The organism is Streptomyces yamdrokensis, assembly GCF_053890455.1.
The window spans coordinates 2,403,466-2,428,877 of sequence record NZ_CM132679.1 but is presented as its reverse complement, the minus strand read 5'-3'; the positions used below and the strand labels follow the sequence as shown (position 1 = coordinate 2,428,877).

Here is a 25,412-nt window from a genome sequence, read left to right as displayed (position 1 = left end):
GGCAATCAGCTCAGCAGTCCCGTGCGGATCGGTTCGGTGCCCGCCGGTGCGTGCGGGTGTACGTGGTCGTGGCCGGGCAGGGCGTGCTGGCCGACCGCCTTCGGGGGCGGGCCGTCGTGCGTCACGCAGCCGTCGCGCAGGACGACCGCCCGGTCGATCAAGGGCTCCAGCGGGCCCAGCTCGTGCAGGACCAACAGGACGGTGGCACCCTGGGCGACCTGGTGGCGCAGGATCGTCGCGAGCACCTCCTGGCTGGCCAGGTCGACGCCCGCCATCGGCTCGTCCAGGATCAGCAGCTCGGGTTCGGCGGCGAGCGCGCGGGCGATCAGCACCCGCTGGTGCTGGCCGCCGGAGAGCGCGTCCACGGAGTCCTTCGCCCGGTCCGCCATGCCGACCAGGTCCAGCGCGTGCCGTACGGCCTCGCGGTCGACCCCCCGGAACACGCCGAAGCGGGTACGGGAGAGCCGGCCGGAGGAGACCACCTCGGTCAGCGTGGCGGGCACGCCGCCCGCGGCCGTGGTGCGCTGCGGGACGTACCCCACCCGCGCCCAGTCACGGAAGCGGCGCTGCGGGGCGCCGAACAGCTCGACCGAGCCGGAGGCGACCGGCACCTGGCCGATAATGCCGCGCACGGCCGTCGACTTCCCGGAGCCGTTCGCGCCGAGCAGGGCGACGACCTCACCGCGGTGCACGGTGAGGTCGATGCCGCGGAGGACGGGACGCGAGCCCAGCTCGGCGTGGACGCCCCGCAGGGATATGACGGGGTCGGTCTTCGTCGTCATGCTGCCGCCCTCCGGTGGGTCGGTCGGTGGTACGCGGCCGGGCGGCCGGTCATGCGGCTCCCAGAGCCGTCCGCAGGGCCTTCAGGTTGGACTCCATGACCTCGAAGTAGTCGTCGCCGCGGGAGGTGTCGGTGATGCCCTCGAGCGGGTCGAGGACGTCCGTCTTCAGTCCGGCGTCGCCCGCGACGGTCTTCGCGGTGTCGTCGCTCACCAGTGTCTCGTAGAACACGGTGGTCACGCCGTCGGCCTTGGCCGTCTCGGAGAGTTCCTTCACGCGGGCGGCGCTGGGCTCGGCCTCGGGGCTGAGGCCGTTGATGGCCTCCTGGGTCAGGCCGTAGCGCTCGGCGAGGTAGCCGAAGGCGGAGTGGGTGGTGATGAAGACGTCGGACTCGCGGTTCTCCAGGCCCGTCTCGAACGTGGTGTCCAGCTCGTTCAGCTTGCCGACCAGGGCCTCGGTGTTCTTCCTGTAGTCGGCGGCGTGGTCGGGGTCGGCCTTCTCGAAGGCCTTGCCGACGCCCTCGGCGAGCTCGGCGTACTTGACCGGGTCGAGCCAGACGTGGGGGTCCTCGCCGCCCTCGGTCTCGTGGCTGTGGCCTTCGTCCCCGCCCTCGTCGGCGTGTTCGTCGGCGTGCTCGTCCTCGTGACCGTGTTCGTCGGCGTGTTCGTCGGCGTGCTCGTCCTCGTGGGCGTGCTCGTCCTCGGCGCCGTGCGTCTCCAGGGTGGTCAGGGTGGCCGCGTCGATCTTCGTCTTCACACCGGACTGGCCGATGGCCTCGTCCACGGTGGGCTGCAGGCCCTTGAGATAGAGCGCCGCGTCGGACTCCTCGAGCTGCGCGGTCTGCTTGGCGCTGATCTCCAGGTCGTGCGGCTCCTGGCCGGGCTGGGTCAGGCTCGTGACGTTCACATGGTCGCCGCCGATCTGCTCGGCGAGGAACGCCATCGGGTAGAAGGAGGCGACGACGTCGAACTCCCCGGTCCCGCCCGCGCCGGCGCTGGCGCCGGCGTCGTCGGAGGAGCAGGCGGACAGCGTGCCCAGGGCCAGCGCGGTGACCGCGGTCGCCGCTGCGGCGGGTATGAGGCGTCGTCGTACGTTCATGACTCCCATTTTCAACAAATATGGAAACCGTTGTCAACAAACTGGACGAGAGGCGTTGAGCACAGTGGGCAGGGCCCCGAATTGGTCGGGGGGCGGGCCCCGCCGGTAGCCTGAGTGCTTCGCTGGAAGCAATCTCGCTTCGTCGCCCGTCGTCGTAATGAAGAGAGCACCGTGGCCGCCGACAAGATCGACACCATCGTCAGCCTGAGCAAGCGCCGAGGCTTCGTATTCCCCTGCAGTGAGATCTACGGCGGCCAGCGTGCCGCCTGGGACTACGGGCCGTTGGGTGTCGAGCTCAAGGAGAACCTCAAGCGCCAGTGGTGGCGCTACATGGTGACGTCGCGTGAGGACGTCGTGGGTATCGACTCGTCGGTGATCCTGGCCCCCGAGGTGTGGGTCGCCTCCGGTCACGTCGCCACCTTCTCGGACCCGCTCACCGAATGCACCGCCTGCCACAAGCGGTTCCGCGCGGACCACCTGGAAGAGGCGTACGAGGAGAAGAAGGGCCGCGCCCCGGAGAACGGCCTCGTCGACATCAACTGCCCCAACTGCGGCAACAAGGGCCAGTTCACCGAGCCCAAGCAGTTCTCGGGCCTGCTCTCCACCCACCTCGGCCCCACGCAGGACTCCGGCTCCGTCGCCTACCTGCGCCCCGAGACCGCCCAGGGCATCTTCACCAACTTCGGCCAGGTGCAGACCACTTCGCGTCGCAAGCCGCCCTTCGGCATCGCCCAGATGGGCAAGTCCTTCCGCAACGAGATCACGCCCGGCAACTTCATCTTCCGGACCCGCGAGTTCGAGCAGATGGAGATGGAGTTCTTCGTCAAGCCGGGCGAGGACGAGACGTGGCAGGAGTACTGGATGCAGCAGCGCTGGAACTGGTACACCGGCCTCGGCATGCGCGAGGAGAACATGCGGTGGTACGAGCACCCGAAGGAGAAGCTCTCCCACTACTCCAAGCGCACCGCCGACATCGAGTACCGCTTCCAGTTCGGCGGCAGCGAGTGGGGTGAGCTCGAGGGCGTCGCCAACCGCACCGACTACGACCTCGGCGCCCACTCCAAGGCCTCCGGCCAGGACCTCTCCTACTTCGACCAGGAGGCCGGCGAGCGCTGGACGCCGTACGTCATCGAGCCGGCGGCCGGTGTCGGCCGGGCGATGCTCGCCTTCCTGCTCGACGCGTACATCGAGGACGAGGCGCCCAACGCCAAGGGCAAGCTGGAGAAGCGCACCGTGCTGCGCCTCGACCCGCGCCTGGCCCCGGTGAAGGTCGCGGTGCTCCCGCTCTCCCGCAACCCGGAGCTGTCGCCGAAGGCCAAGGGCCTCGCCCAGGCGCTGCGGCAGAACTGGAACATCGAGTTCGACGACGCCGGCGCCATCGGCCGCCGCTACCGCCGCCAGGACGAGATCGGTACGCCGTTCTGCGTCACGGTCGACTTCGACACGCTCGAGGACAACGCGGTGACGGTGCGCGAGCGCGACACCATGAAGCAGGAGCGGATCTCCCTCGACCAGATCGAGGGCTACCTGGCGAGCCGCCTGGTCGGCTGCTGACGCCGTAACTCCCTTGAGCCGCCGGCTCCCTCGAACCGCCCCGGGCGGCGCCTTGTGCGCCGCCCGGGGCGGTTCACGTTCCCGCGGGGTCCACCGTCGCCTGGTGGGCCTCGGCCAGATGTTCCTGTGCCTTCAGCCAGGGCAGGAACTGGGCGCGTCTGCGCCAGTCGCAGGTCCCGCAGCTGATCGTGCGCTGCACACCGGTGCGCCGGACCCGCACGACGTGTTCCCGCCCGTGCTGGTCCCAGCGGCTGACCTTGCTCGTGTCGATCTGGGGCATGACGCAGAGTGTGCAGCAAGAGCAACATCAACGGGAGCCCGGCGCGGGGGAATTCGGTGGAGGTCCGGCCCGTGCGGGAGAGGGGGGCGGGGAGGTCGTGCGCGAACCTCGCGCGTGGCCACCCCGTGCGGGGCTACGCGTCAGCTCCGGCCGCCTCGCGGATCTCCTTCGACTCCAGCCGCTCGGCCGTCCGCCGAGCGGTCGCCCGTGCCCAGGGGCCCGAGGTCACCGCGCCCACCACCAGTACCGCGAGCCCGCACGCGGTGAGGATCCACCAGCCGGGCCGCGAGGCCGTCACGAAACTTTCCGCGTACGACGAGGATCCCACCCCGGCTGCCAGCACCGCGCCGATCACCGCGACGCCGAGCGCCTGGCCCAGCTGCCGGCTGGTGGAGGCCACCGCCGAGGCCACCCCGGCCTGGGCACGGGGCATGCCGGAGACGGCGGTGTTGGTGATGGGCGCGTTGACGAAGCCGAAGCCGACGCCGAACAGGACGTACCCGACGGCCAGCGTGGCGTTGGACGTCTCGGCCTCGAAGAGGGCGAAGAGGAGCCCGGCCGCCGTCATCGTGCCGCCCGCGACCAGCAGCGGCAGCCGGGGTCCCCGGCTGCCGACCAGCCGGCCGGAGAGCGGGGCGCACAGGAACGTCGGGAGAGCCATGGGGAGCATCCACAGCCCGGCCTCCAGGGCGCTCAGGCCCCGTACGTTCTGCAGGTAGAGCGTCGACAGGAACAGGAACCCGCCGAGGGCGGCGAACGCGCTCACCGCGATCACCGTGGCCCCGCTGAACGGCGCCGAGCGGAAGAAGCGCAGATCGATGAGCGGTTCGTGGCGCCGTGACTCGTGGACCAGCAGGGCGGTCAGGGACACGAGCGCGACGGCGGCGAAGGGGACCGTGGTGGAGAGCGGCGCGTGCGGCGCCTCGATGATCGCGTACGTCAGCGAGCCGAACAGGACGATGACCAGCAGCTGGCCCACCGGGTCGGCGCGGCGGGCCTTGGGGGCCCGCGACTCGGGGACGAAGCGCAGGGTGAGGAGCAGGGCGGCGAGACCCACCGGCAGGTTGATCCAGAAGATGGAGCGCCAGCCGACGGAGTCCACCAGCAGACCCCCGACCAGGGGTCCCGCCGCCATCGAGAGGCCGACGACCGCGCCCCACGCGCCGATCGCGCGGGCGCGTTCGCGAGGGTCGGTGAAGGTGTTGGTGATGATCGACATGGCGACCGGGTTGAGCATCGAACCGCCCACCGCCTGCACCATGCGGAAGGCGATCAGCGTCTCGAGGTCCGGGGCGAGCGAGCACAGCAGTGAGCCGAGGGTGAAGACGACCAGGCCCGCCAGGAAGACCCGTCTGCGGCCGATCCGGTCCGCCGTGGAGCCGGCGAGCATCAGCAGGGACGCCAGGACGAGCGTGTACGCGTCGATGGTCCACTGCAGACCCGAGGTGCCGGCGTCCAGGTCTCTCTGGAGCGACGGCAGGGCGACGTTCAGGACCGTGTTGTCCAGGCTCACGAGGAGCAGGCTCATGCAGCAGATCGCGAGCACGAGGAGACGTCGGCGCGGATTGAGCTCGGACATGGCCACCATCGTACGCGCGCTTCGATAGTGCGGCTAACTAATGGTCGTTACACGGTGTCGCCCGGAGATCCACGGGCGGCGCCCCGGGCAGTGCTCGGCATGCGGGACAATGGGGGAATGTCCACGCCCCCCTCCACCCCGAACCCGGCCCCGGACGCGCGCGACCTGGCGATCGGCCCGTACGCGGTCCGGCCGCCCGTCGTGCTGGCCCCCATGGCCGGGATCACCAACGCGCCCTTCCGTACCCTCTGCAGGGAATTCAGTGGGGGCAAGGGGCTGTTCGTCAGCGAGATGATCACCACCCGGGCGCTGGTGGAACGCAACGAGAAGACCATGCAGCTGATCACGTTCGACGCGAGCGAGACGCCGCGCTCGATCCAGCTGTACGGCGTCGACCCGGTGACCGTCGGCAAGGCCGTCCGCATGATCGTCGAGGAGGACCTCGCCGACCACATCGACCTCAACTTCGGCTGCCCGGTACCGAAGGTGACCCGCAAGGGCGGCGGCTCGGCCCTGCCCTACAAGCGGAACCTGCTGCGTTCCATCCTGCGCGAGGCGGTCGCCGGAGCCGGGGACCTGCCGGTCACGATCAAGATGCGCAAGGGCATCGACGACGACCACCTGACCTACCTGGACGCCGGCCGCATCGCCGTCGAGGAGGGCGTGAGCGCCGTCGCCCTGCACGGCCGCACCACCGCCCAGCACTACGGCGGCACCGCCGACTGGGAGGCCGTCGCCCGGCTCAAGGAGCACGTGCCGGAGATCCCCGTGCTCGGCAACGGCGACATCTGGTCCGCCGACGACGCCCTGCGGATGGTGCGCGAGACCGGCTGCGACGGGGTCGTGGTGGGACGCGGCTGCCTGGGGCGGCCGTGGCTGTTCGCCGACCTGGTCGCGTCCTTCGAGGGCCGCCGCGACCTGTACCGGCCCACGCTGCGCGAGGTCGCCGACGTCATGGTCCGCCACGCCACCCTGCTCGGCGAGTGGATCGGCGACGAGGCCCGCGGGGTGATCGACTTCCGCAAGCACGTCGCCTGGTACCTGAAGGGCTTCGCGGTCGGCTCCGAGATGCGGAGGCGGCTCGCGGTCACGTCCTCCCTGGAGGCCCTGCGGGCCGGCCTGGACGAGCTGGACCTGGACCAGCCCTGGCCGGCCGGCGCGGACGGCCCCCGCGGCCGCACGTCCGGCAACAACCGGGTGGCGCTGCCGGACGGCTGGCTGAAGGACCCGTACGAGTGCGCGGGCGTCGGTGAGGACGCCGAACTGGACACGTCGGGCGGCTGAGCCGGGCCGAGTCGCGCGTCGGCGGCGGGTGCCGGCGGGTCAGCCCTTCGTGGGGTGCGGGACGGAGCCGTAGGCCTTCAGGAAGCGGTCGCGGAACGCGTCCATCCGCCACACGGGTGCGTCCCGGTCCGGCCTCAGCCCTTCGGTCCAGTTCCAGTCGGCGATGTCCTCCAGCGCCTTGGGGTCCTTGGCGACGATCGTCACCGGTACGTCCCGGCTCGCCCTCGGACCGCTGACCCGGGCGATGGGCTGATGGTCGCCGAGGAAGACGAGGACGGTGTCGTCGGTGCCGTAGCGCTCCAGCCACCGGGTGAGGGCGGTCACCGAGTACTCGACCGACCTGCCGTACTCCCGACGGGACCTGGTGGCGTCCGTCATGAGGCTGCCGGGGTCCTTCCCCGCCCTCTGGATGGGAGCGAAGACGGAGCCGTCGCCGAGTTCGTCCCAGCCGACCATCTCGGGCAGGGGCGCCCAGGGCTGGTGGCTGGAGGTCAGGATGATCTCCGCCATCAGGTTCTTGCCCTCGTCGCGTTCCCTGCCGTGCTCCAGGCGCTGGAACGCCTCGAGCGTGTACTGGTCGGGCATCGTCGACCAGCTGAACTTGGGTCCCCGGTAGCCCAGCTGAAAGGCGTTGTAGACCTTGTCGAGACCGAACCACTCGGCCTCGGGCCAGCCCTTCTGGACGCCCGGCACGATGCCGACGGTGTCCCAGGCGCCGGACTTGCCGAACGCCTTGGTGAGGGTGAGGCGGTCGCTCGCGGTGGCGGTGCGGTAGCGCTGCTGGTTGTCGATCCACAGGCCGGACAGCGCCGTCGAGTGGCCCAGCCAACTGCTGCCGCCGAACGTCGACGACGTCAGCCAGCCGCTGCGCGCCCCGAACCCCGCCTTCGCGAGCGACTCGGTGCCGGCGTCCAGGGTGCCGGTGACGCCGGGGGCGGTCACCGGGTCCTCCAGGGCGGTGCGGCCGTAGCTCTCGATGAACGCGATGAGGACGTCCTTGCCGCGCAGGCCGGGCAGGAGCTGGTCGGAGGGCGTGCCCGCGAACGGGTCCGAGCGCGCCACCTTCTCGAACGCCGCCTCGTCGCGCAGTGTGTCCCGCACCCGCTTGCCCTGCACCTTCAGCGCGGCCGCGGCCCGGTCGGAGGCGACCGGCACACCGGATATCTGCAGGCCGAGGGCGGTGCAGGTGATCCACACCGTCCCCGCGATCAGCGCGCCTTGGGTGGCCCGCGTACGGTGCCGGGCCAGCAGGTCGCCCAGCCGGACCGCGGCGAGCGCCATCACGCCCACCAGGAGCAGGACCAGGACGACCGCGCCGACGGCGGCGGCCGTGGCGACGGCACCGCCCATCGAGTCCTCGACGTAGTGCTGCGCGTCGTCGAGCAGCCCCCAGTCGAGCACCACGTTGAAGCCCCGGCCCAGATACTCGTTGAACCCGATGTCCAGCAGGTTCAGCACGGTCAGTACGGCGATGGCGGCCCCGTACAGCGCGGCCGCGACGATCCGCGGCCGGCGCGGCAGCGCGAGCAGCAGTACGGCCCCGATGATCGCCTCGGCCGGGATCCGGGTGAACCGGCTGGGGCGCAGGGCGCCGGCGGTGTTCGGCAGCAGGAGCGCGCCGACGATCAGCGCGGCGGCGAGTCCGTGCAGGGCCCAGCGGGTGGCGCGCGCGGCACGGGGGTGCCGCGCGCGCAGGCGGGCGCAGTGGGCACGCAGGGCACGCAGGGGGTGCGGGACGCGGGGGATGAGCCCCTTCGAGGCCGCTTCCCCACGCTGTTCCTCCGCCCCTTCCGTGCCCTCGGCCTTCCCTGCCTTCCCTGTCTTCCCTGCCTTTTCTGCCTTCCCTGTCTCTTCCGCCGGGTGCGGGCGCTCTTCCCCCTGTCGGTTCTCCTCGGTCGTCCGTGTCGGTCGGCGCAGGCGTGTGAAGACAGGCACCCGGAGGTCCTTCCGTGCAAAACCCGGTGAGGTGGCGGACCCGGCGTGGGGGTCCGGATCCGCCGTAGTTCCGTACGGGCGTGCTGACCGGCGTGTTCAGCGCGGCGGGAGGTACGTTCGGCGAACAGGGGGCAAAGGCCGGGCATGCCGTCCGTGGAGCCTCGGTGAGGTGCCTGTACAGCCGCCCGGGCGCGGCGGCCGGGGAAGGCGTACGGGGTGCGTCCGCATGGTGAAATCCCGGCGACTGTGGCAGCGTGATTCTCGCCACCCCTGATAAGGGTTGCGCTCAGATGAGCGGATCACGAGCGACTGCACTTCTCAAAGGATGGCACTCGGTGCCATCCTTTGATCGTTCATCGAGCGAAATCAGACGTGCCGATTGTCGCTCACATGAGCGACCGGATCGCTCAATCCGGAATCAATGCGTTCAAGAAATGAACACATGCGGCTGCGAGAGCTTGCCGAGCTGTGACTTTCGATCCCGTGGCGGCGGAGTGGTCGCAGGCGCATGACGCACGTGTGGACGTACCCAGATGCCTTTGATCTGGGTATGTTCCTGCCCGTCAGGGCAGCCACCGCGTCCTCGAGGAGTCGAGACCCGTGTCGGAAAACAAAGATCCCCACGTAGGCCAGCAGGCTCACGGCGTTGAGGGCGTGAAGTTCGTCTACGGCTTCACCGAGGGCAACAGGGACCTCAAGGACCTTCTCGGCGGCAAGGGTGCGAACCTCGCCGAGATGACCAATCTGGGTCTTCCCGTCCCTCCCGGCTTCACCATCACCACGGAGGCCTGCAAGGTCTACCTGGAGAGCGGCACGGAGCCGGCGGCACTGCGTGACGAGGTGAGTGCGCACCTCGACGCCCTCGAAGCGGCGATGGGCAAGAAGCTCGGCCAGAGCGACGACCCTCTCCTCGTGTCGGTCCGCTCCGGAGCCAAGTTCTCCATGCCGGGCATGATGGACACCGTCCTGAACATCGGCCTGTCCGACAAGTCCGTGCAGGGGCTCGCCAAGCAGGCCGGCGACGACCGCTTCGCCTGGGACTCCTACCGGCGCCTCATCCAGATGTTCGGCAAGACCGTCCTCGGCGTCGACGGTGAGCTGTTCGAGGACGCGCTGGAGGCGGCGAAGGCCGCCAAGAAGGTCGAGGTCGACACCGAGCTGGAGGCCGCCGACCTCAAGAAGCTGGTCGCCAGGTTCAAGAAGATCGTCAGGACCGAGGCGGGCCGGGACTTCCCGCAGGACCCGCGCGAGCAGATGGACCTCGCCATCCACGCGGTCTTCGACTCGTGGAACACCGACCGGGCCAAGCTCTACCGCCGCCAGGAGCGCATCCCGCACGACCTGGGCACCGCCGTCAACGTCTGCTCCATGGTCTTCGGCAACCTCGGCCCGACTGCGACGTCCAGGGGCGGCGGCACCGGCGTGGCCTTCACCCGCGACCCCGCATCCGGCCACCAGGGCGTCTACGGCGACTACCTGGAGAACGCCCAGGGCGAGGACGTGGTCGCGGGCATCCGCAACACCGTGCCGCTCGCGGAGCTGGAGCGGATCGACAAGAAGTCGTACGACCAGCTGATGCAGATCATGGAGACGCTGGAGAACCACTACAAGGATCTCTGCGACATCGAGTTCACCATCGAGCGCGGCCAGCTGTGGATGCTCCAGACCCGTGTCGGCAAGCGCACCGCGGGCGCGGCCTTCCGCATCGCCACCCAGCTCGTCGACCAGGGCCTGATCGACGAGGCCGAGGCGCTCACCCGCGTCACCGGCGCACAGCTCGCCCAGCTGATGTTCCCGCGCTTCGACGAGGACACGAAGGTCGAGAAGGTCGGGCGCGGCATCGCGGCCTCGCCGGGCGCCGCGGTCGGCAAGGCGGTCTTCGACTCGTACACCGCCGTCAAGTGGTCCCGCTCCGGCGAGAAGGTCATCCTGGTCCGCCGCGAGACCAACCCCGACGACCTGGACGGCATGATCGCCGCCGAGGGCATCCTCACCTCCCGCGGCGGCAAGACCTCGCACGCCGCCGTCGTCGCGCGCGGCATGGGCAAGACCTGTGTCTGCGGCGCCGAGGAGCTCGAGGTCGACACCAAGCGCCGCCGGATGACCGTCCCCGGCGGGCACGTAGTCGAGGAGGGCGACCTGATCTCCATCGACGGCTCGACCGGCAAGGTCTACCTCGGTGAGGTCCCGGTCGTGCCGTCGCCGGTCGTGGAGTACTTCGAGGGCCGGATGCACCCGGGCGCCGACGACGCCGACGAGCTCGTCGAGGCGGTCCACCGGATGATGGCCTTCGCCGACCGCAAGCGCCGGCTGCGCGTACGCGCCAACGCCGACAACGCCGAGGACGCGCTGCGCGCCCGTCGCTTCGGCGCCCAGGGCATCGGTTTGTGCCGCACCGAGCACATGTTCCTCGGTGACCGGCGCGAGCTGGTGGAGCGGCTGATCCTGGCCGACACCCAGGACGAGCGCGAGGAGTCCCTCAAGGCGCTGCTGCCGCTGCAGAAGAAGGACTTCGTCGAGCTGTTCGAGGGCATGGACGGCCTCCCGGTCACCGTCCGCCTCCTCGACCCGCCGCTGCACGAGTTCCTGCCCGACATCACCGAACTGTCGGTCCGCGTGGCCCTCGCCGAGTCCCGCCAGGAGCCGCACGAGAACGAACTGCGCCTCCTCCAGGCCGTCCACCGGCTGCACGAGCAGAACCCGATGCTGGGCCTGCGCGGCGTGCGGCTCGGTCTGGTCATCCCCGGCCTGTTCACCATGCAGGTACGGGCCATCGCCGAGGCGGTGGCCGAGCGACGGGCGGCCAAGGGCGACCCGCGCGCCGAGATCATGATCCCGCTGGTCGGCACGGTCCAGGAGCTGGAGATCGTCCGCGAGGAGGCCGACCAGGTCATCGCGGAGGTCGAGGAGGCCACCGGAACGAAGCTGAAGCTCGCCATCGGCACGATGATCGAGCTGCCGCGCGCCGCCCTGACCGCAGGTCAGATCGCGGAGGCCGCCGAGTTCTTCTCCTTCGGCACGAACGACCTCACCCAGACGGTGTGGGGCTTCAGCCGGGACGACGTGGAGGCCAGCTTCTTCACGGCCTACCTGGAGAAGGGCATCTTCGGCGTCTCCCCGTTCGAGACGATCGACCGGGACGGCGTCGGCTCCCTGGTGAAGCTCGCCGCCGAGGCCGGCCGCGCCACCCGCCCCGACCTCAAGCTCGGCGTCTGCGGCGAGCACGGCGGCGATCCGGAGTCCGTCCACTTCTTCCACGAGGTGGGCCTGGACTACGTCTCCTGCTCCCCGTTCCGCATCCCGGTCGCCCGCCTGGAGGCCGGCCGCGCGGCGGTCACCTCGAAGGGCAGCGACCACCGCTGACCCCTCCGGGGCGAAGCGGACCCGACCCACAAGCCCCGGAGCCGTTGCCTGTCACCCGACCACCCTCACCGATCGGCAACGGCTCCGGATCACGAAGGAGGGGGCGGCACCCGTGCGGGGGTGCCGCCCTCTCCTGCATGATCTGCCCTGTTGCGTCAAATCACGCTCTGACCTGCGGGTATACGTCTAGCCGCGCCCGGACGGACCCGGTTAGGCCCAGTCATGCTGTGCCCTCGTTGTGCCCTGTAACGGCCGACGGGGGCTCGTTGCTTTCCGTGACCGCCTTCACGATGCGGCGCACCTGCTGGCGGGTGTAGCCGGTCGCCTCGCAGATCTCCTTCTGTGCGACGCCGTCGGTGTCCGCCTGGGCGATGGCGACGGCCAGCTCTTGCCGCAGGATTTCGGTCCGCGCTTCGGCGTCTCTGAACCGGCCTGCGAGCTGGGCCAATGATCGCTTGTCCATGGTACATAGTGTTCCACTCGTCATCATGGAACATGACGTTACCTAGATCGGCAACGAATAACTAGGTCCCGACGCGTTGACAGGGAACATGATGTTCCCTACGGTGGTCCATGTCGCCATAAACGGCGGCGGCCCCGCCCGGTGTGTCACCACCGGAACGGGGCCTAGGTATCGACCCTCTCTCGAAGGGACCGAACCATGCGCGAAAGCGTATCCCTCATCGTCAACCTGCCGTCGATCCCGAAGCAGCCGACGGCCGCCGACAAGTCGCGTGCCATGCCCATCCTGTCCGTCGATCACTTGATGGACACCCCTCTGCCCGTGCTCATCAACGAGCTGGGCGTGACCCTCTTCGACTCCGAGATCACCGACCGGGAGTTCTTCGGTGCGGTGGTCGAGCGGAAGACCGGTGAGCTGCTGCTCACGATGCCCGCCGGCCGGTCCGAGTTCGAGCGGGACACGGTCGCCCGCTACTTGCTCGCCCAGGCGCTCGGGGTGGACGTGGCGCCGATGCCGGCGCCGCTGGTCACCTCCCGCAGCGACGACGACGGCGACTCCGGCCAGGCCGACGAGGCGCTGCGTCGCGTCCGTCAGGGCGGGGGCAACCGGTGAGCACCTCCTACAACCCGCTGTACGACCCGCAGAAGGACGCGCACGTCGTTGTCCCGCCGCTGGAGCGCGCCATCGGCCAGGCCCGGAAGGTCCTCGCCGAGAAGGCCCAGGCGAACATCCACGACCGGGACGAGATGATCCGCGCCGCCTACGGCCTCCACTACGTCCTGCGCGACCTGCTTGCCGCGCTGGACGCCGAGCGGAGTGAAGACCAGTGAACGGGGCGCCTCCGCCGTTTCCGGCGGTCCGCACGGTCACCCTGGACACGCTCGACTGCGGGCCGGTCACGTTCGACTGCCCGGCCTGGTGCATCGGGCATCACTGGCAGGCGGGTGCGGTCATCGGCCGCAACGACATCACCTGCAACTCGGTTCGGGTGAAGGCGTCGGTCGTCACGGAGTCCTACGGGCTGATGCCGGTGCTGAACGCGCGGATTTCGTGGGCGCCGTTCGCCGAGCTGGTGCCGCGGGTGGCCGTCGAGGTCGACCTCGTGGGCGACTTCGAGGCCGAGGAGATCGGGCGGGTGGCCGGCGCACTGCGCACGGCCGCCGCCCGGCTCGAGAAGGTCGCCGCCGAAGCACTCCGACTGCGGGGTGAGGTCCTGTGAAGCGCGACCCACTGCTCTGGGCTGCGCTCGCCGCGGTCCTCGCCGTCCTCGCCTCCGCGGAGTACGAGCTGGCCGTCGCGTGCGGCTTCGGCACCTACGTTGCGGCCGGAGTCCCGGCCGCCCTGGACGTGTACGCCATCGCCGCGCTGCGGGCCCGCCGTGACGTGTTCGCGGTCGTCTGCGCCCTGATCGTGGTGAACGCTGCCTCGCACCTCGTGGCGGTGAAGCTGCTGCCGGTGAGCGCGCCCTTGGTGGTGGCCGTGTCGGCGATTGCTCCGCTCGTCCTGTGGCGTGTTCACCGCCTCTCCGAAGGGACCCAGGCTTTCAAAACTGAAAGCCTGCCGGAACCGAGTTCCGCCCCGGCGGAACCGGCGGCGGAACTGGCGGAACCGATCACCGTGGAGCGGGCCCCCGAGGTGTCTGAAATTCAGACACCTGCCCCCGTCCTCGGCCCCTGGCAGCCCCTGGCGGAACTCGCGGGCGGAACCAGCGGAACCGGCTTCGACCTGCGACTTTCCGAAGGGTCCTCACTAGTGAGGACCCCTGGCGGAACCAGAGCGGAACCGGCCCCGGAACCGGTTCCGCCCACGGTTCCGGCGACCGGGACCGGCGCCGACGACATCGCCTCCGAGGACAGCGGCAACACCACCTTCGAGGCCCGCGTCGCCACCGTCCGGACGTGGCTGCAGACGGAACCGGAACTCACCGGAACCGAGATCGGAACCCGCCTCGGCGTGAGCGACGGCTACGGCCGGCGCCTCCTGCGCACCGCCCGGGACGGCGCATGATCCTCGCCGCCGTCTTCGCGCTCGCCGCCCTCGCGGCCCTCCTCGGCCTCGCCCTGGTCGACGTCCGCACCGTCCCCCCGGTCACCGGGACGTGCGCCCTCATGCTCACCCTCGCCGCGCTCGCCGCGGCCCTGTACCGCTGAAGGAACCCAGCTCATGCAGATCGTCACCATCGGCGGCGTCACCATCGGCGTGTGCATCCTCGTCGCCACCCTCGTCCAGTGGTACCCGGGCCACAAGGCCCTGCAGAAGAAGCCCCAGCTCGTTGGCAGCCTCCTGCCGTTCGTCCTCGCCTGGGCCTACGGCGTCCTCGCGATCCTCACCGTCGGCGGCCTGGTCGGCTGGATCGCCGACACCGCTCTCTGGATCACTAACTGGCTCGGCGACGTCGCCCTCGTGTGGGGCGTGGGCGGGCAGACCGGCCAGTCCGCCACGGGCAGCGCCTACCTGCCGCTCACCCAGACCGGCGGCGCCGTCGTTCTGATCCTCACCGTGGGCATGGTCGCCGCGGCGAAGAAGTCGAGGTACGGCCGGGACCTGAAGGCCGGCGCCTGGTGCGGCATCTGCCTCGGCACCAGCGCGGGTGTCGCGGGGTTCGCCGCGGTGCCCCTGGCGCAGGCCGTGAACTGGCTCGGCAACGCGGTGTACGGAGCCCTGTGATGGCGGAGTCCGAGGAGCCGTCCCGGGCGGCCGGCGGGTGCGTCCTGGTCGTCCTCGGCGGTGCAGCGGTCGCCGCGGTGTTCGCCGCCTCCGAGGAAGCCGGAGTGCTCACCGTGTGGGCGGCCGGCGTGGCTGCCCTCTGGCGGGCGGCCCGCCGCCCGGTGTCCGATTCGTCCGCCCCTCCCCCACCGGGGGAGGACCGCCCCTCTTGCAGTGAATGCGCAGGTCACGAGTTTGTGGGCGTGACCCCTTCTCGAACTCAGAAGGGGATGTTGATCTACACCAGCGCCCCGCCCGACCGGCCCAACCACACCCACATCCACATCGTCGAGGGGGAGGTGAACCAGACATGATCCGTCGACTCCTCGCCCTCGTGCACGAGTACTGCGGGCAGTGCGGATGGTGGGTAGAGAACTGCCCCCATCAGCAGTGAGCCCGGCATGACGGAGCCCCCCGAGACGGCATCGCCTCGGGGGGCTTCGCGCTGGGGTCTACGGCCTGTCGGCATACGGGACCAGGCCGTGCACCTCACGGCAGGGCGGGCAGGCGTAGTGCACGTGCCCCGGGCCGGAGCCTTGCTCGATGACGTCGATGAGCCGGACGCCGGCGGCGAAGCGGTTGTGCCAGCTGCAGAAGCCGTAGCTCGTGGGGGTGCCCGCGGCGTCCTCGGTCTGCGTACTCTCGTCCATGTCGACTCCTCACCAGTCGTCCACACCCCCGGGCCCAGCCAGGCTGCGGGGGCTTTCCATTCCCGCAGCGTAGGCCCACTTGTCAGGTGTTGTCAGGTGGCGTCACCCAACGAGAAGCACCGACGTATGACTCCTACGGTCGATACATGACCGTAGATCTCGACGGGCCCGAACCCCTGTATGAGCAGATCGCCGCGGTCCTCGCTGCCCGGATCGCCGACGGCACCTATTCGCCGCGCCGGCGCATCCCGTCCGAGGCGGGCATCGTGGACGAGTTCGGCGTGTCCCGACCGACGGCGCGGGCGGCCGTGCAGCTGCTCATCAAACGCGGCTTGGTCGTCACCGTGCGAGGCAAGGGCGTGTACGTCATCGCCCTACCGGACACGCCAAAGGATGCGGACTAGCTCGCCCCCCACGGGAACGGGCCCCCGCCCTCGGTCCTCGAGGGCGGGGGCCTTGCCGTTTCAGATCGCGTTGAGTACCTGCACGAGGGCCTGGTCGTGGTCCCGGATCCGCACGTCGATGATGTCGGACAGGGTGCCCTCACGGGCGTGGAGCTCCACGACAACCGGCTGCTGCTGGCCACCGCGGGCGAGCGCGTTGAACTGGGAGCCGGTCAGCACCGGCTCGGGCCGGCCCGTCCCGTTGTACGCCAGATTGAAGCCCGGCTGCAGCATCCCGCCGTTGTCGTACTTGCCCGGCTCGAAGCCGTACCAGTCGGTGTACAGGGGCGACTTGTAGGAGCGGGCGCGGGAGCCGACGACCACGCCGTCACCGCCGCGCGACTCGACGTTCGTCTTGCCGATCGTTCCCGACGTGTGGCCCACGCCCGCGTTCGTGATGCCGATACGGAACGCGCTGGCCCCGTTCTTCACCCAGCCGGGGGGAGCCGTCCGCCCGGAGAAGGCGCCCGTCGCCCAGCGGCGGTGTGGCTTCTGCCCGCGGATCACGGACTCGATCGCCGACACGAACCCGGAGCAGTCCCACGAGGGATTGCCGTTGCCGCCCCACTGGTAGGGCTTGCCGTGCTGGGTCTTCGCCCATTTCACCGCCGCCTGGATCCGCGGGCCGCCGATACCGCCGGCGCCCCGCTTGTCCGCCTCCTTGCTGTACCCGAACAGCCGGTCAATGACCTTGTTGGGGATGCGGCGGATGACCTTCCCGAAGCCGGTGTCCATGCCCGGGAACGACTTCATCAGCGGATCGACCACGTTCTTCATGCCCGCCCGCGCGGACGCCTCAAGGCCGTCCTTCAGCCAGGATGCAGACTCCTTGATCTTGTTCCATGCCGCCGAACCGGCACCCAGGCCGGCCTTCGCCGCGGACTTGATCCAGCCGAAGATGCCCCCATCGGCGAACGACTGCACCACCCCGCCCGACGCGTAGGGCAGGCTGCGATCCGTTGGCATCGACGGGTTCCCGCCCAACATCGGGGCGAGCGCGGCCTTCACGCCCTGCGCGCCCTGAGAGCGGGCGATGGCGTTCACCGAGTGGACGAACCCCGAGCCGACCGCCCGCGTGAACTCCGGCCGCATGATCGCTTCACCGCCCGACAGTTCGAGGCCGCCGCCCGTCGGCGACACGAACCGGTGAACGTCACGGCCCGGCGTGTACCCGGGCAGTACGCCACCGGACGCGAAGCCGGTGAACTCCGGGAGCGGGTCACCGCCGAACGCCTTGGTGACGAACCCCCACACCTTCCGGATGCCGTTGTTGTACACCGTGTTCACGACGTACTCGACGGGCTTCTTCGCAATCCCCGAGATCTTGTCCCAAGCCTTCTTGATGGCCTTCCGGGCAGCCTCGAACGCCTCCCCGACGAGGCGGGCCCCCGTCTTCACCGAACTGAAAGCGGGCTTGATGCCCTTCTCCCACACCCGGCTGATCGTCGACGAGACAGCATCCCAAGCCGGTTTGATCGCCTTGCTGTACGCCTTCTGGAACGCCTCGCCCAGCGTCTTCGCGGCAGCCTTGACCATGTTGAAGTACCGCTGAACGATGTTCTTCCACCACCAAGCGATGACCTCTCCGATGCCGCGGAACACCGGGGCGAGCACCTTTTGCCACAGCCACATGGCGACGCTGGCAACCGTCTTCCAGTAGCTGATGATGAACCCGATGTACGGCTTGATGATCTTCTGCCAAAGCCAGACGACGATCTCGCCGATCCACGTGAACACCGGCTTCAGCACCGCGTTCCACAAGTCCAGCGACGCCGTCCGCAGCCAGTCCCATACCACCTGGACGCCCGCGCGGAACCACGAGAAGCGGTTGTACAGCAGGACCACAACCCCGATCACGGCCACCACGGCGAGGAGAATCCAACCCCACGGGCCCGCCATCATCACCGCGTTGTACGCGGCCACCGCCGCCGTGAGCAGCCACTGAACGCCCGTCCACACCAGCATGGCCAGACGCCACGCATACATGGCCGTGACAATCCCGTAAATCCCTTGGATCGCCCACGGCGCATGGTCGGCAACCCACTGGATGCCCTGCGCGAGGAGACCGAGCGCCTGCAGAGAGATACCGCCGATCGGCCCGAGCGCCTGCCCCACCGACAGGAAGGCGCCCGCAATGTTCCGCAGCGTCTCCCACACCTTCGGGCCCATCTCCGAGGAGTACGACAGGAACCGCTGGAACTCCGGCGACCCTCTGAGGCCGGCACCCCAGTCGGCGAACCTCTTGGTCACCGACTCCATGCGCCCAGAAATGTCGTCCATGTGCGGCAGGAACGCGCCGATCACCCCCGCCATGCCCTTGAAGATGTTCCCGAACGCCACACCCAGGCCAGTGATGGCAGGGCCGACGGACGTCTCGAGATCCTTCTTGAACGTCTTCCACCAAGGCGACTTGAACCCGGCCGACGCCCGGTCCTGCAACCCCTTGATCGCGTCCGCCGCCTCCAGGACGAACGGCGTCAGACCGGGGAGCGCGTTCTTCATGCCGTTGAGGGCCCGCGTGAAGATGGGCATCACGGCCGGCTGCAGCGACTTCGACCAGGCGCCGAACGCGTCCCGCAGACCCGTATACGCGGCCATCGTGTCCCGGGCGGCCGGCGTCAGCTTCGCCAGCTCAGCCTGATACTTGGCCTGCGCGATCGCCGCCTGGTTCACGCCCGCGGTCACCGGCTGCTGCGCCTGCTGCAGGGAACGCTGCGCCGAAGCCGCCTGCTCCGCGGCCTGCACCTGAGCCTCACTCACGCCCCGCTGCGCGTCGGCGATCTTCCGCTGCGCGTCCGCGAGCTGCTGCGCGTTCTCCGTCGCCGTGCGCGCCTGGTCGGCCTGCGCGTCCTTCAGCGACCGCGTCCGGTCCGCCACTGTCTCCTGAGCCGCGGCCACCCTCTCGTGCGCCGTGCGCATCGTCTCCGAACCGTCCACGCCGGCCTTATTCGCGGCCTTCGTCTCAACCTCGAGCCGCTTTGTCTCCGACGTCTGGTCGGCGAGCTGCTGCTTCGCCCTGTCATAGTTGAGCTGGGCCCGCGCCAACTCCCCCTGACCGGCCGCGGCACCCTTCTTACGGACCTCCCGCAGCTCCTTCTCGGCATCCTGCACGTCGAGGACCGCCTGACGCTGATCCAGCTGCGCGCCGGCGAGTTGCCGGTTCATGTCCTCGAGCTCGCGGACCGCCGTGCGACGGGCGTCCGTCAAATCCTCCTGGGCGCGCCGTGCGTCCCTCTGAGCGTCCGCGAGGTCGCCTTCCGCGTCCTGGACGGCCTGAGCCGCCTGCTGCGCCCTCAGGGACGCCTGAGCGGCCGTCTGAGCCGCGCTACGGCGAGCATCCGACACCTGCCGCTGCGCCGACGCAATCTGCCGCGCCCCGTTCCGCTCCGCCGACGCCACCGCAGCCTGAGCCGACGCAAGCTGACTCGCCCTCGAAGCAGCCTGCGCCGCCGCCTGCCCGCCCTGGCTGGTGGCCTGAGTCGCCGCCTCCTGCGCAGCCTTCTGAGCCTGCAGCGTCGTCCCGATCTGCTTGAACGCCGGCACGGCGACCAGAGCGATACCGCCGACACCCACGGCGGCGGCCGTCGCCGCAGCAGCCACCGCACCCAAACCGGCGGCGACAACGGGAAGCACCGGCAGCAGGGCAGGACCGAACGCCAAGCCGGCCGTCGCCAGCAGGTTCAGGTTCGCCGCCGCCGACCGCGTGTCCACGTCGACGTTCGCCGTCTGCCCATCCAGCCGATTCACCTGCGCCTGAAAACGCGCCAGCGAAGCCGACGCGGCCCCCGTGTCCAGCCGCACATCGACGTCCACATCGGACGCCTCCAGGCGCTGCAGGCGGGCCGTCAACTGCGCCAGGCGGGCCATCGCCTCACCCGCATCGATGTCGACACCCACCTCGACATCCATCAGCGTGCGCATCTGCGCCCGGATCTGCGCAATCTCCCGCTGCGCATCCGTGCTGTCCGCGTTGATCTCGATCTCCGGCAGATCCCGCAACGCCGCGGCGACCGCCGTCCGCATGCCCCGGCCGAACGCGCTACCGGTCTGCGCGCCCTGCGTCGTCGCCGGCGCCCTCGCAGTACGGCCACCCGTCGTCACACCATCACGGACCGCCGACGCGAGCTGAGCGGCCATCTGACGGCCCATGATCCGACCCAGCTCATCACCGATCGGAGAAGCAGCCGGCAAGACCGCCGCACGCAAACGCCCCTGGAAACCCCGGGCGTCGGGGAGTACATCGACTTCAACTGAGCCGACAGAGATAGCAGGCACCGCGCCCTCCTCAGGCGACGTGGCGCGGGCCTAGAGGACAAGTCTGGATCAGTTGTTCAGGAGCGGCGAGGCCTGCCCCGCTTGTAGTACGTAGCGATGAACTTGGCCTGCGGCTCGCCCCGCCCCTCGTTCCGGGACGGCTGCGTCGTCCGATCAATCGACGGCAGGAGGCCCGTGTACGGGATCGGGTCCGGCAACGGCCGCTCCGGCGGCAGCAACACCGGCTGCCCAGCCAGCCACGCTTGCCGGGCCTCGTCGAAGTCGCGATAGCCGAGAATCCACTCCACGTAGTGCGGGAACGGATCATCCTCCAGAGCGGGCGGCCTCCACTCCCGCCAGTCGAATCGGCGCAGACACTCCGGCATCCGGTCCGGATCCCGGGTCCGGCGCCTCACGACGGCCACCTCGCCTCAGGCGTACCGAACGTCTCCCGCACCCACGCCACCGGCGGCAGAGGCGTACCGAACCGAGGGCGGCCGTTGACGCGGGACGGCATGCCGCGGCTCCGCATCCACACGTGCCGCTCCGCAAGGAACGCCCGCCACACAGCCATCGCAGCCCAGAACGTGTCATCCGGATGCCGCTCGAGGTAGGCCGCCGCCGCGGACCGGTAGCGGTCCGGCTGCAACTCCGAGACGTGCGCCGGCACCTCCGGGGGCCCCGGGCGCCGCTTCACACCGCACCCCGCACGCCATACGAGCCGCGGGCCGCCCCCCGACGCTGCGGCCGGCTGTCCTCCTCGCCCGACGGCATCCGCAGACTGGCCAGCAGACGGGCCAGGACAAGCGACTGCTGACGATGCTCCGTGATCCAAGGAGCCGTCACCTGCTCACCCTTGGCGTTCACCACGGTCAGCTCCGCACCGTCCGCCCGACGGGCCAGCCGATCCAGCAGATCCGCCGTGCGGCACGCCTGCAACAGCACCAGTTCCTCGTGCACGTCCAGGTCGAAGTGCTCGAACACCGACTCCCACAGCCGAGCCCCCGACTCACCCAGCTCCCCGGGTGTCACGGCTACAGGGCTCTGACCTGCGGCAATGCTCAGACGACTCACGTCGTCTCCTCTCCCAGACCTGACGGCCTGTCAGTCAAACGGGTAAACCCGCAGGTCAGCGGGCCCCTAGGGATCGTTTCAGGGGTCAGCCAGGGTCAGCAGGTATACGACCCCGATCCGTGGAGATCATCCGGAGGGGATCCGGCCCCGGGTGATCCGTCCTGGTTTGGGTGCGGTCCGGCCGGCTCGGCGTCCCAAGCAGCCGGCCGGACCGCGTGTCGACGCTGCAACGCGAGCTCGTCATGCCCGTGACCCACTCGCGGAGCGTCGACGTCTTCATGTCAGCCTCGCAGCGCTGACTCGATGGCCTTGATGGCCTTCGGTGTCGGTACTGGTGCGACGCCTCGCGCGCCGATGGCGTCGACCCACTGCTGCCTGACTGCGGCGCGCTGCCTCACCTCATCGGGTGTGGCGAGCTCGATCGTCAGATGCTCTGACCTTGCGAGCTGCAGCCAGCGCGAGACGGGCTGGTGCTTGAGGTCTCGCCACTGCTGCATCTCGGGTGAGATGTGCGTGCGCATCAGGTGCTGCACCACACCGGTTGCGGTCGGTGCGGGCAGCTTGGCGACGGCGTACAGCTCGGCGTCTCTGCCGCCCTCGCCCGCCAGGTCGCCGGCCATCGCCATCGTCTTACGGTCGGTGACGATCTGGTCGAGTTGGAACGCGATCCCTTCCGCCTTCTCCCACGGTGTGGTGACAGCTGGGTCGTTCCAGTCGAGGAGGTGCTTGTCCAGGTGGGCGGGCAGCTTCCTCGCCTGGGTGCGCAGCTGCTTGACCAGCCCGTCGAACTCGGGCTGCAGGGCGCGAATCCAGCCGGGGACCTGGGCGCGGACGAGGGCGTTGAACTTGCGGGCGATCGGCTCCAGGAAGTCGGTGCCGATCGCGTTGTGCGCCTTGGCGATCCGGTGGGCGTGGGCGCGTTCCTCGATGAGCGCCGCGAGTTCCTCCGGGGTGGCGGGGATGTCGGCGATGGTGGGCCGCTCCGGGGCCTTCATGTGGGCGGCCTTGAGGACGACGTCGACCATCGCCGCGGTGTCGGCGATCTCCTGCGGTACGGGCAGGGCGCGCCGCTGGGCGGACTTCACCGCCTTCTGCGCCTTGCCGGTGTCGTAGTCGAATCCGAGCATCACGCTGCCTCCGGTCCGTCGTTGCCGTACACGGTCATGGGGCTCTCGGCGAGCGAGACGACCTGCTGCGGGCTCATCCTGCCGAGTTCCTGCGGCACGGCCGGCGTCATGTAGCTGGTGTCGTCGTAGGTGCCGGGCTCGCGCAGGGTGCGCAGCTCCTCGAGGTTGGCCGTGTAGCCGGGGGTGTTCTCGGCGTGCGTCTCGACCAGGGGCCGCCACGCGTCGCCGAGGATCGGCATGGCGGCCTGGTCCGCGGCCCACGAGCCGAGGGCGCGCATCATGTCGCGGTCGCCGTCGCGCTGGGCCCGCCTGTACGCGGCGAGAGCGTCGTCGGGGTGCGTGTAGCCGGCAGCCCGCTCGCGTGCGTCACGGGCGGACAGGGCGTCGGTGCCGGACAGTTCGCGGTTGCCGAACAGCCGCTTCTCCAGGGTGGTGCGCCGCTCCTGGTACTGCTGCCGGTCGGCGTCCCGGATGGCGTTGAGCTTGGTTACGGCGTCCTGGTGGGCGCGGGCCATGGCGACTTGCTTCGCCTGCACCGTGATGTCCTCGCGGGCCCGGATCTTCTCGATCTTCCGGTTGAACGCCTCGCGGATCTGGTCGGGGGTCATGACTGGGTTCCTTCCTGGACTGCGTCGTGTGCGAGCTGCTGGGCGTCGCGGACGGCTTGCTGTACGGCTTCGGGGGTGATGGCTTCGCGGACCAGGCCGGCCATGGCGCCGATGGCGGCGACGGCGACGACGCGGACGTGGTCCGGCGGCAGCGTGCCGATCAGGAGTTCCACGGCCATGTCGTCGCCGCGCAGGGCCGCCGCCGTGATGAGCGACCCCGTGCGCAACACCTGCGCTTCGTTCACGACGCCTCCCCAGTCGTTGCCTTACCGCAACGGTTGGGGCACTGCGGCAAGTGGACGTTGCCGCAGCCGGCCCGCTTCCGGCAGAGAGCCGTCCCGCAGCCGAGCGGGCAACGCAGGTAGCTACCGCGCCGCTGGAGTCGGGCGCACGTCCCGCAGAACACCCGACGCAGCTTCGAGCGCTTCCGCGCCACGAGACCCGCAGCACGCCGCCGGGCGAACGCGGCACGCTCCTCCCGCTGCTGCTGCTTCTTTGCTGCGACAGCCGCTATCCGGGCGGCCACGGCCTCATCGACGTGACTCGTCATGCGGGTGACTCCTGATCTGTGGTGGCGGCCGAAAAGCGGCAGCAGCAAGGGGACGGGGGGCGCTTCGGTCTGTTGCTGGGTGTCCCCCGGACCCGTGTCCCCCCTATAGGGGGACGGGGGACACGGGGACACCGGCGGACGTGCGTCCCTGGGGGACACTCGGGGACACTCGGGGGACACGGGGACACCGGTCATTCCGGGGCCTCCTCGAAGGGCTTCACGAGGGTGTGAACCTTGGATCGGTTCGGCCCCGGAGCGACCTCGACGAAGCCTTCGTCGACCAGCCGGGCAATGGCTGCGGCGAGTACGCCCTTGTTGCCGCCGACCCGCGCTTCGATGGCGCGGACGGTCATCGGCTCTTTGGGGTCGGCGATGGCGTCGCTGATCTTCTTCATGACCGACGTCGGGCGGAAGGGTCCGTCGTCCTCGACGGGCTTGTACAGGGCCGCTTCGGCGAACGTCTCGTCATGGGACTTCAGGACGAAGTCGGCGAACCAGTGGAGGCCGCTGCTGTGCGGCAGGGCGTGCCTGCGCAACTGTCCGGGCCGGTCCTTGGCGATGCGCACCGTGGTTCTGCCGGTGAGGCCGACGCCGAACGGGCTCCGGTTCTCGAGGATGTACATCGCGCCGTTGATGCCGTTGAGCTTGTGGACGCCTCCGATGGCGTACCGGCCGCGGCCTTCCTTGTCCTTGACGACGTGGTCGAGGGTGGCGACCGCGGCGCCGAATTCGGCGATGGGCCGCAGGAGCATCCGGCCGAACTTGGCGACGTCGGTGTTGTCCTTGAGTTCCATGCCGTGCATGGCCATGCCTTCGGTGACGCCGTCGACGGGGACGAACGTGGGCCGCAGGTCGTGCATGGCCTGGCCGATCTCCTGCCGGTTGAACCCCATGGTGAGCGGGTCCTCGGGCCGGATGTAGGCGAACCGGTCGCGGATGTGCTGCCGGTCGGTGCCGAGGGCGAGGAGCCGGCCGACGACTCCGGGTGCGTCGTCCTCGAAGTCGATGAACACGACCGCGTTGCCTGCGGCCAGTTCGGAGGCGACGGCCATGAGGGCGAACCACGTCTTGCCGCCTTCGGATTCGCCGACGATCGAGTGCATGCGCCCGGCGTAGAAGAGGCCGACGCCGTCGTCCCGGCTGCCCACGGTGGGCACCGGGGGCTTGTACGTGCCGTCGAGGACGTCCTCGAGGTCGCGAGGGCGCCACGTTGGCAAGGGACCGGCCGGCTGCGGGACGACGGCGAGGCGGGCAGGCTCGGGGGCGACCACGCCCCCGGCCTGCTCCTCCCAGTCGTCCCACATGCCCGGCTCCTGATGGGTCACGCCGCCTCCTTCTTGCTGCGGTTGCGGGTGACGATGTCGGCGTAGGCCTGGTCGCGTTCGGCGAGGGTGGGCCGCATCCAGAGGGCTTCGGGGGTGGCGAGCTGCCGGTTGAGGTCGGAGGCGATCTCGTCGCCGTACTTCAGCCACATCTGGGCGAAGGCGACCAGGCCGGCCATCTTGCGGGGGTCCTCGAGGGGGAGCGCGCACCAGTCGGCGCTGCCGTAGTCGACGTAGTCGCCTCGCTGGTAGCGGGCCTTCGCCGCGGCCCAGTAGTCGCGGAGGATCGCCTCCGGTTCCGTCTCAGGTGGGTGAATTTCACCCACCTGCCGGGGGCCCTGC

The 25,412-nt window shown here is 69.9% G+C and carries 26 protein-coding genes; 10 read left to right on the top strand and 16 right to left on the bottom strand.

Annotated features, from left to right (window positions below; all coding sequences use genetic code 11):
- Positions 1-5 precede the first annotated feature (5 nt).
- Both ACWZEH_RS10335 and ACWZEH_RS10330 read right to left on the bottom strand, forming a co-directional pair.
- Positions 6-782 (bottom strand): metal ABC transporter ATP-binding protein, encoded by a 777-nt coding sequence (locus tag ACWZEH_RS10335; protein WP_456197679.1) that lies wholly within the window; start codon positions 780-782, stop codon positions 6-8.
- A 49-nt stretch (positions 783-831) separates the two neighbouring features.
- The gene (locus ACWZEH_RS10330) at positions 832-1,878 is read right to left on the bottom strand and encodes a metal ABC transporter substrate-binding protein (protein ID WP_456197677.1); all 1,047 of its coding nucleotides are present in this window, start codon (positions 1,876-1,878) and stop codon (positions 832-834) included.
- Between the two features lie 171 nt (positions 1,879-2,049).
- On the opposite strand from ACWZEH_RS10330, the gene ACWZEH_RS10325 reads away from it, so the two are divergent.
- Entirely contained in the window at positions 2,050-3,432 is a 1,383-nt protein-coding gene (locus ACWZEH_RS10325; protein ID WP_456197675.1) for a glycine--tRNA ligase, read from the top strand.
- A 73-nt stretch (positions 3,433-3,505) separates the two neighbouring features.
- Here the strand turns inward: ACWZEH_RS10325 and ACWZEH_RS10320 are convergent, their stop codons facing one another.
- Positions 3,506-3,712 (bottom strand): hypothetical protein, encoded by a 207-nt coding sequence (locus tag ACWZEH_RS10320; protein WP_456197673.1) that lies wholly within the window; start codon positions 3,710-3,712, stop codon positions 3,506-3,508.
- Between the two features lie 133 nt (positions 3,713-3,845).
- The gene (locus ACWZEH_RS10315) at positions 3,846-5,291 is read right to left on the bottom strand and encodes an MFS transporter (protein ID WP_456197671.1); all 1,446 of its coding nucleotides are present in this window, start codon (positions 5,289-5,291) and stop codon (positions 3,846-3,848) included.
- A 117-nt stretch (positions 5,292-5,408) separates the two neighbouring features.
- Between ACWZEH_RS10315 and dusB the strand changes: the two genes are divergently transcribed.
- On the top strand, positions 5,409-6,575 hold the full coding sequence (gene dusB, locus ACWZEH_RS10310) for a tRNA dihydrouridine synthase DusB (RefSeq protein ID WP_456197669.1): 1,167 nt from the start codon (positions 5,409-5,411) through the stop codon (positions 6,573-6,575).
- A gap of 39 nt (positions 6,576-6,614) precedes the next feature.
- Here the strand turns inward: dusB and ACWZEH_RS10305 are convergent, their stop codons facing one another.
- Positions 6,615-8,300 (bottom strand): alkaline phosphatase family protein, encoded by a 1,686-nt coding sequence (locus ACWZEH_RS10305; protein ID WP_456199524.1) that lies wholly within the window; start codon positions 8,298-8,300, stop codon positions 6,615-6,617.
- A gap of 810 nt (positions 8,301-9,110) precedes the next feature.
- Here ACWZEH_RS10305 and ppdK point away from each other — a divergent pair.
- Positions 9,111-11,873, top strand: a complete 2,763-nt coding sequence (ppdK, locus tag ACWZEH_RS10300) for a pyruvate, phosphate dikinase (RefSeq protein ID WP_456197667.1) — start codon at positions 9,111-9,113, stop codon at positions 11,871-11,873.
- 220 nt (positions 11,874-12,093) lie between these two features.
- Here ppdK and ACWZEH_RS10295 read toward each other — a convergent pair whose 3' ends face one another.
- The gene (locus tag ACWZEH_RS10295) at positions 12,094-12,336 is read right to left on the bottom strand and encodes a helix-turn-helix domain-containing protein (RefSeq protein WP_456197666.1); all 243 of its coding nucleotides are present in this window, start codon (positions 12,334-12,336) and stop codon (positions 12,094-12,096) included.
- Positions 12,337-12,534: 198 nt separating this feature from the next.
- On the opposite strand from ACWZEH_RS10295, the gene ACWZEH_RS10290 reads away from it, so the two are divergent.
- Genes ACWZEH_RS10290 through ACWZEH_RS10265 form a run of 6 tightly spaced genes read left to right on the top strand, consistent with a single transcriptional unit; the run spans position 12,535 to position 15,003 of the window.
- Positions 12,535-12,948, top strand: coding sequence for a hypothetical protein (locus ACWZEH_RS10290; RefSeq protein ID WP_456197664.1), 414 nt, complete (start codon positions 12,535-12,537; stop codon positions 12,946-12,948).
- Positions 12,945-13,166, top strand: coding sequence for a hypothetical protein (locus ACWZEH_RS10285; protein ID WP_456197662.1), 222 nt, complete (start codon positions 12,945-12,947; stop codon positions 13,164-13,166). Before ACWZEH_RS10290 ends, ACWZEH_RS10285 begins: the two co-directional genes overlap by 4 nt.
- Positions 13,163-13,555, top strand: coding sequence for a DUF6907 domain-containing protein (locus tag ACWZEH_RS10280; RefSeq protein ID WP_456197661.1), 393 nt, complete (start codon positions 13,163-13,165; stop codon positions 13,553-13,555). The genes ACWZEH_RS10285 and ACWZEH_RS10280 overlap by 4 nt, the downstream gene beginning before the upstream one ends.
- Entirely contained in the window at positions 13,552-14,343 is a 792-nt protein-coding gene (locus ACWZEH_RS10275; protein WP_456197659.1) for a hypothetical protein, read from the top strand. The genes ACWZEH_RS10280 and ACWZEH_RS10275 overlap by 4 nt, the downstream gene beginning before the upstream one ends.
- Positions 14,340-14,486 (top strand): hypothetical protein, encoded by a 147-nt coding sequence (locus tag ACWZEH_RS10270; protein ID WP_456197657.1) that lies wholly within the window; start codon positions 14,340-14,342, stop codon positions 14,484-14,486. Before ACWZEH_RS10275 ends, ACWZEH_RS10270 begins: the two co-directional genes overlap by 4 nt.
- Before the next feature lie 13 nt (positions 14,487-14,499).
- A complete protein-coding gene (locus ACWZEH_RS10265; RefSeq protein WP_456197655.1) occupies positions 14,500-15,003 on the top strand; it encodes a hypothetical protein in 504 nt (167 codons plus the stop codon).
- A gap of 277 nt (positions 15,004-15,280) precedes the next feature.
- On the opposite strand, the gene ACWZEH_RS10260 is transcribed toward ACWZEH_RS10265, so the two are convergent.
- Together ACWZEH_RS10260 and ACWZEH_RS10255 are read right to left on the bottom strand one after the other, a co-directional pair.
- A complete protein-coding gene (locus ACWZEH_RS10260) occupies positions 15,281-15,445 on the bottom strand; it encodes a hypothetical protein (RefSeq protein WP_456197654.1) in 165 nt (54 codons plus the stop codon).
- A 49-nt stretch (positions 15,446-15,494) separates the two neighbouring features.
- Positions 15,495-15,692, bottom strand: coding sequence for a hypothetical protein (locus ACWZEH_RS10255; protein ID WP_456197652.1), 198 nt, complete (start codon positions 15,690-15,692; stop codon positions 15,495-15,497).
- Between the two features lie 146 nt (positions 15,693-15,838).
- On the opposite strand from ACWZEH_RS10255, the gene ACWZEH_RS10250 reads away from it, so the two are divergent.
- Positions 15,839-16,096 (top strand): GntR family transcriptional regulator, encoded by a 258-nt coding sequence (locus ACWZEH_RS10250; RefSeq protein ID WP_456197650.1) that lies wholly within the window; start codon positions 15,839-15,841, stop codon positions 16,094-16,096.
- 60 nt (positions 16,097-16,156) lie between these two features.
- On the opposite strand, the gene ACWZEH_RS10245 is transcribed toward ACWZEH_RS10250, so the two are convergent.
- From ACWZEH_RS10245 to ACWZEH_RS10210, 8 genes are all read right to left on the bottom strand, one after another.
- Positions 16,157-20,410, bottom strand: coding sequence for a hypothetical protein (locus ACWZEH_RS10245; RefSeq protein WP_456197648.1), 4,254 nt, complete (start codon positions 20,408-20,410; stop codon positions 16,157-16,159).
- 56 nt (positions 20,411-20,466) lie between these two features.
- Positions 20,467-20,805: a hypothetical protein gene (locus tag ACWZEH_RS10240; RefSeq protein WP_456197646.1), complete on the bottom strand. Its 339-nt coding sequence runs from the start codon at positions 20,803-20,805 to the stop codon at positions 20,467-20,469.
- A gap of 277 nt (positions 20,806-21,082) precedes the next feature.
- Entirely contained in the window at positions 21,083-21,463 is a 381-nt protein-coding gene (locus ACWZEH_RS10235; protein WP_456197645.1) for a hypothetical protein, read from the bottom strand.
- A gap of 281 nt (positions 21,464-21,744) precedes the next feature.
- Entirely contained in the window at positions 21,745-22,593 is an 849-nt protein-coding gene (locus ACWZEH_RS10230) for a hypothetical protein (RefSeq protein ID WP_456197643.1), read from the bottom strand.
- Complete coding sequence (locus ACWZEH_RS10225; RefSeq protein ID WP_456197641.1) at positions 22,590-23,198, bottom strand: hypothetical protein; 609 nt, start codon at positions 23,196-23,198, stop codon at positions 22,590-22,592. Before ACWZEH_RS10225 ends, ACWZEH_RS10230 begins: the two co-directional genes overlap by 4 nt.
- Complete coding sequence (locus ACWZEH_RS10220) at positions 23,195-23,443, bottom strand: hypothetical protein (RefSeq protein WP_456197639.1); 249 nt, start codon at positions 23,441-23,443, stop codon at positions 23,195-23,197. The genes ACWZEH_RS10225 and ACWZEH_RS10220 overlap by 4 nt, the downstream gene beginning before the upstream one ends.
- A gap of 496 nt (positions 23,444-23,939) precedes the next feature.
- Complete coding sequence (locus tag ACWZEH_RS10215) at positions 23,940-25,073, bottom strand: AAA family ATPase (RefSeq protein ID WP_456197637.1); 1,134 nt, start codon at positions 25,071-25,073, stop codon at positions 23,940-23,942.
- Positions 25,070-25,396 (bottom strand): hypothetical protein, encoded by a 327-nt coding sequence (locus ACWZEH_RS10210; RefSeq protein WP_456197635.1) that lies wholly within the window; start codon positions 25,394-25,396, stop codon positions 25,070-25,072. The genes ACWZEH_RS10215 and ACWZEH_RS10210 overlap by 4 nt, the downstream gene beginning before the upstream one ends.
- Between the last annotated feature and the right edge of the window lie 16 nt (positions 25,397-25,412).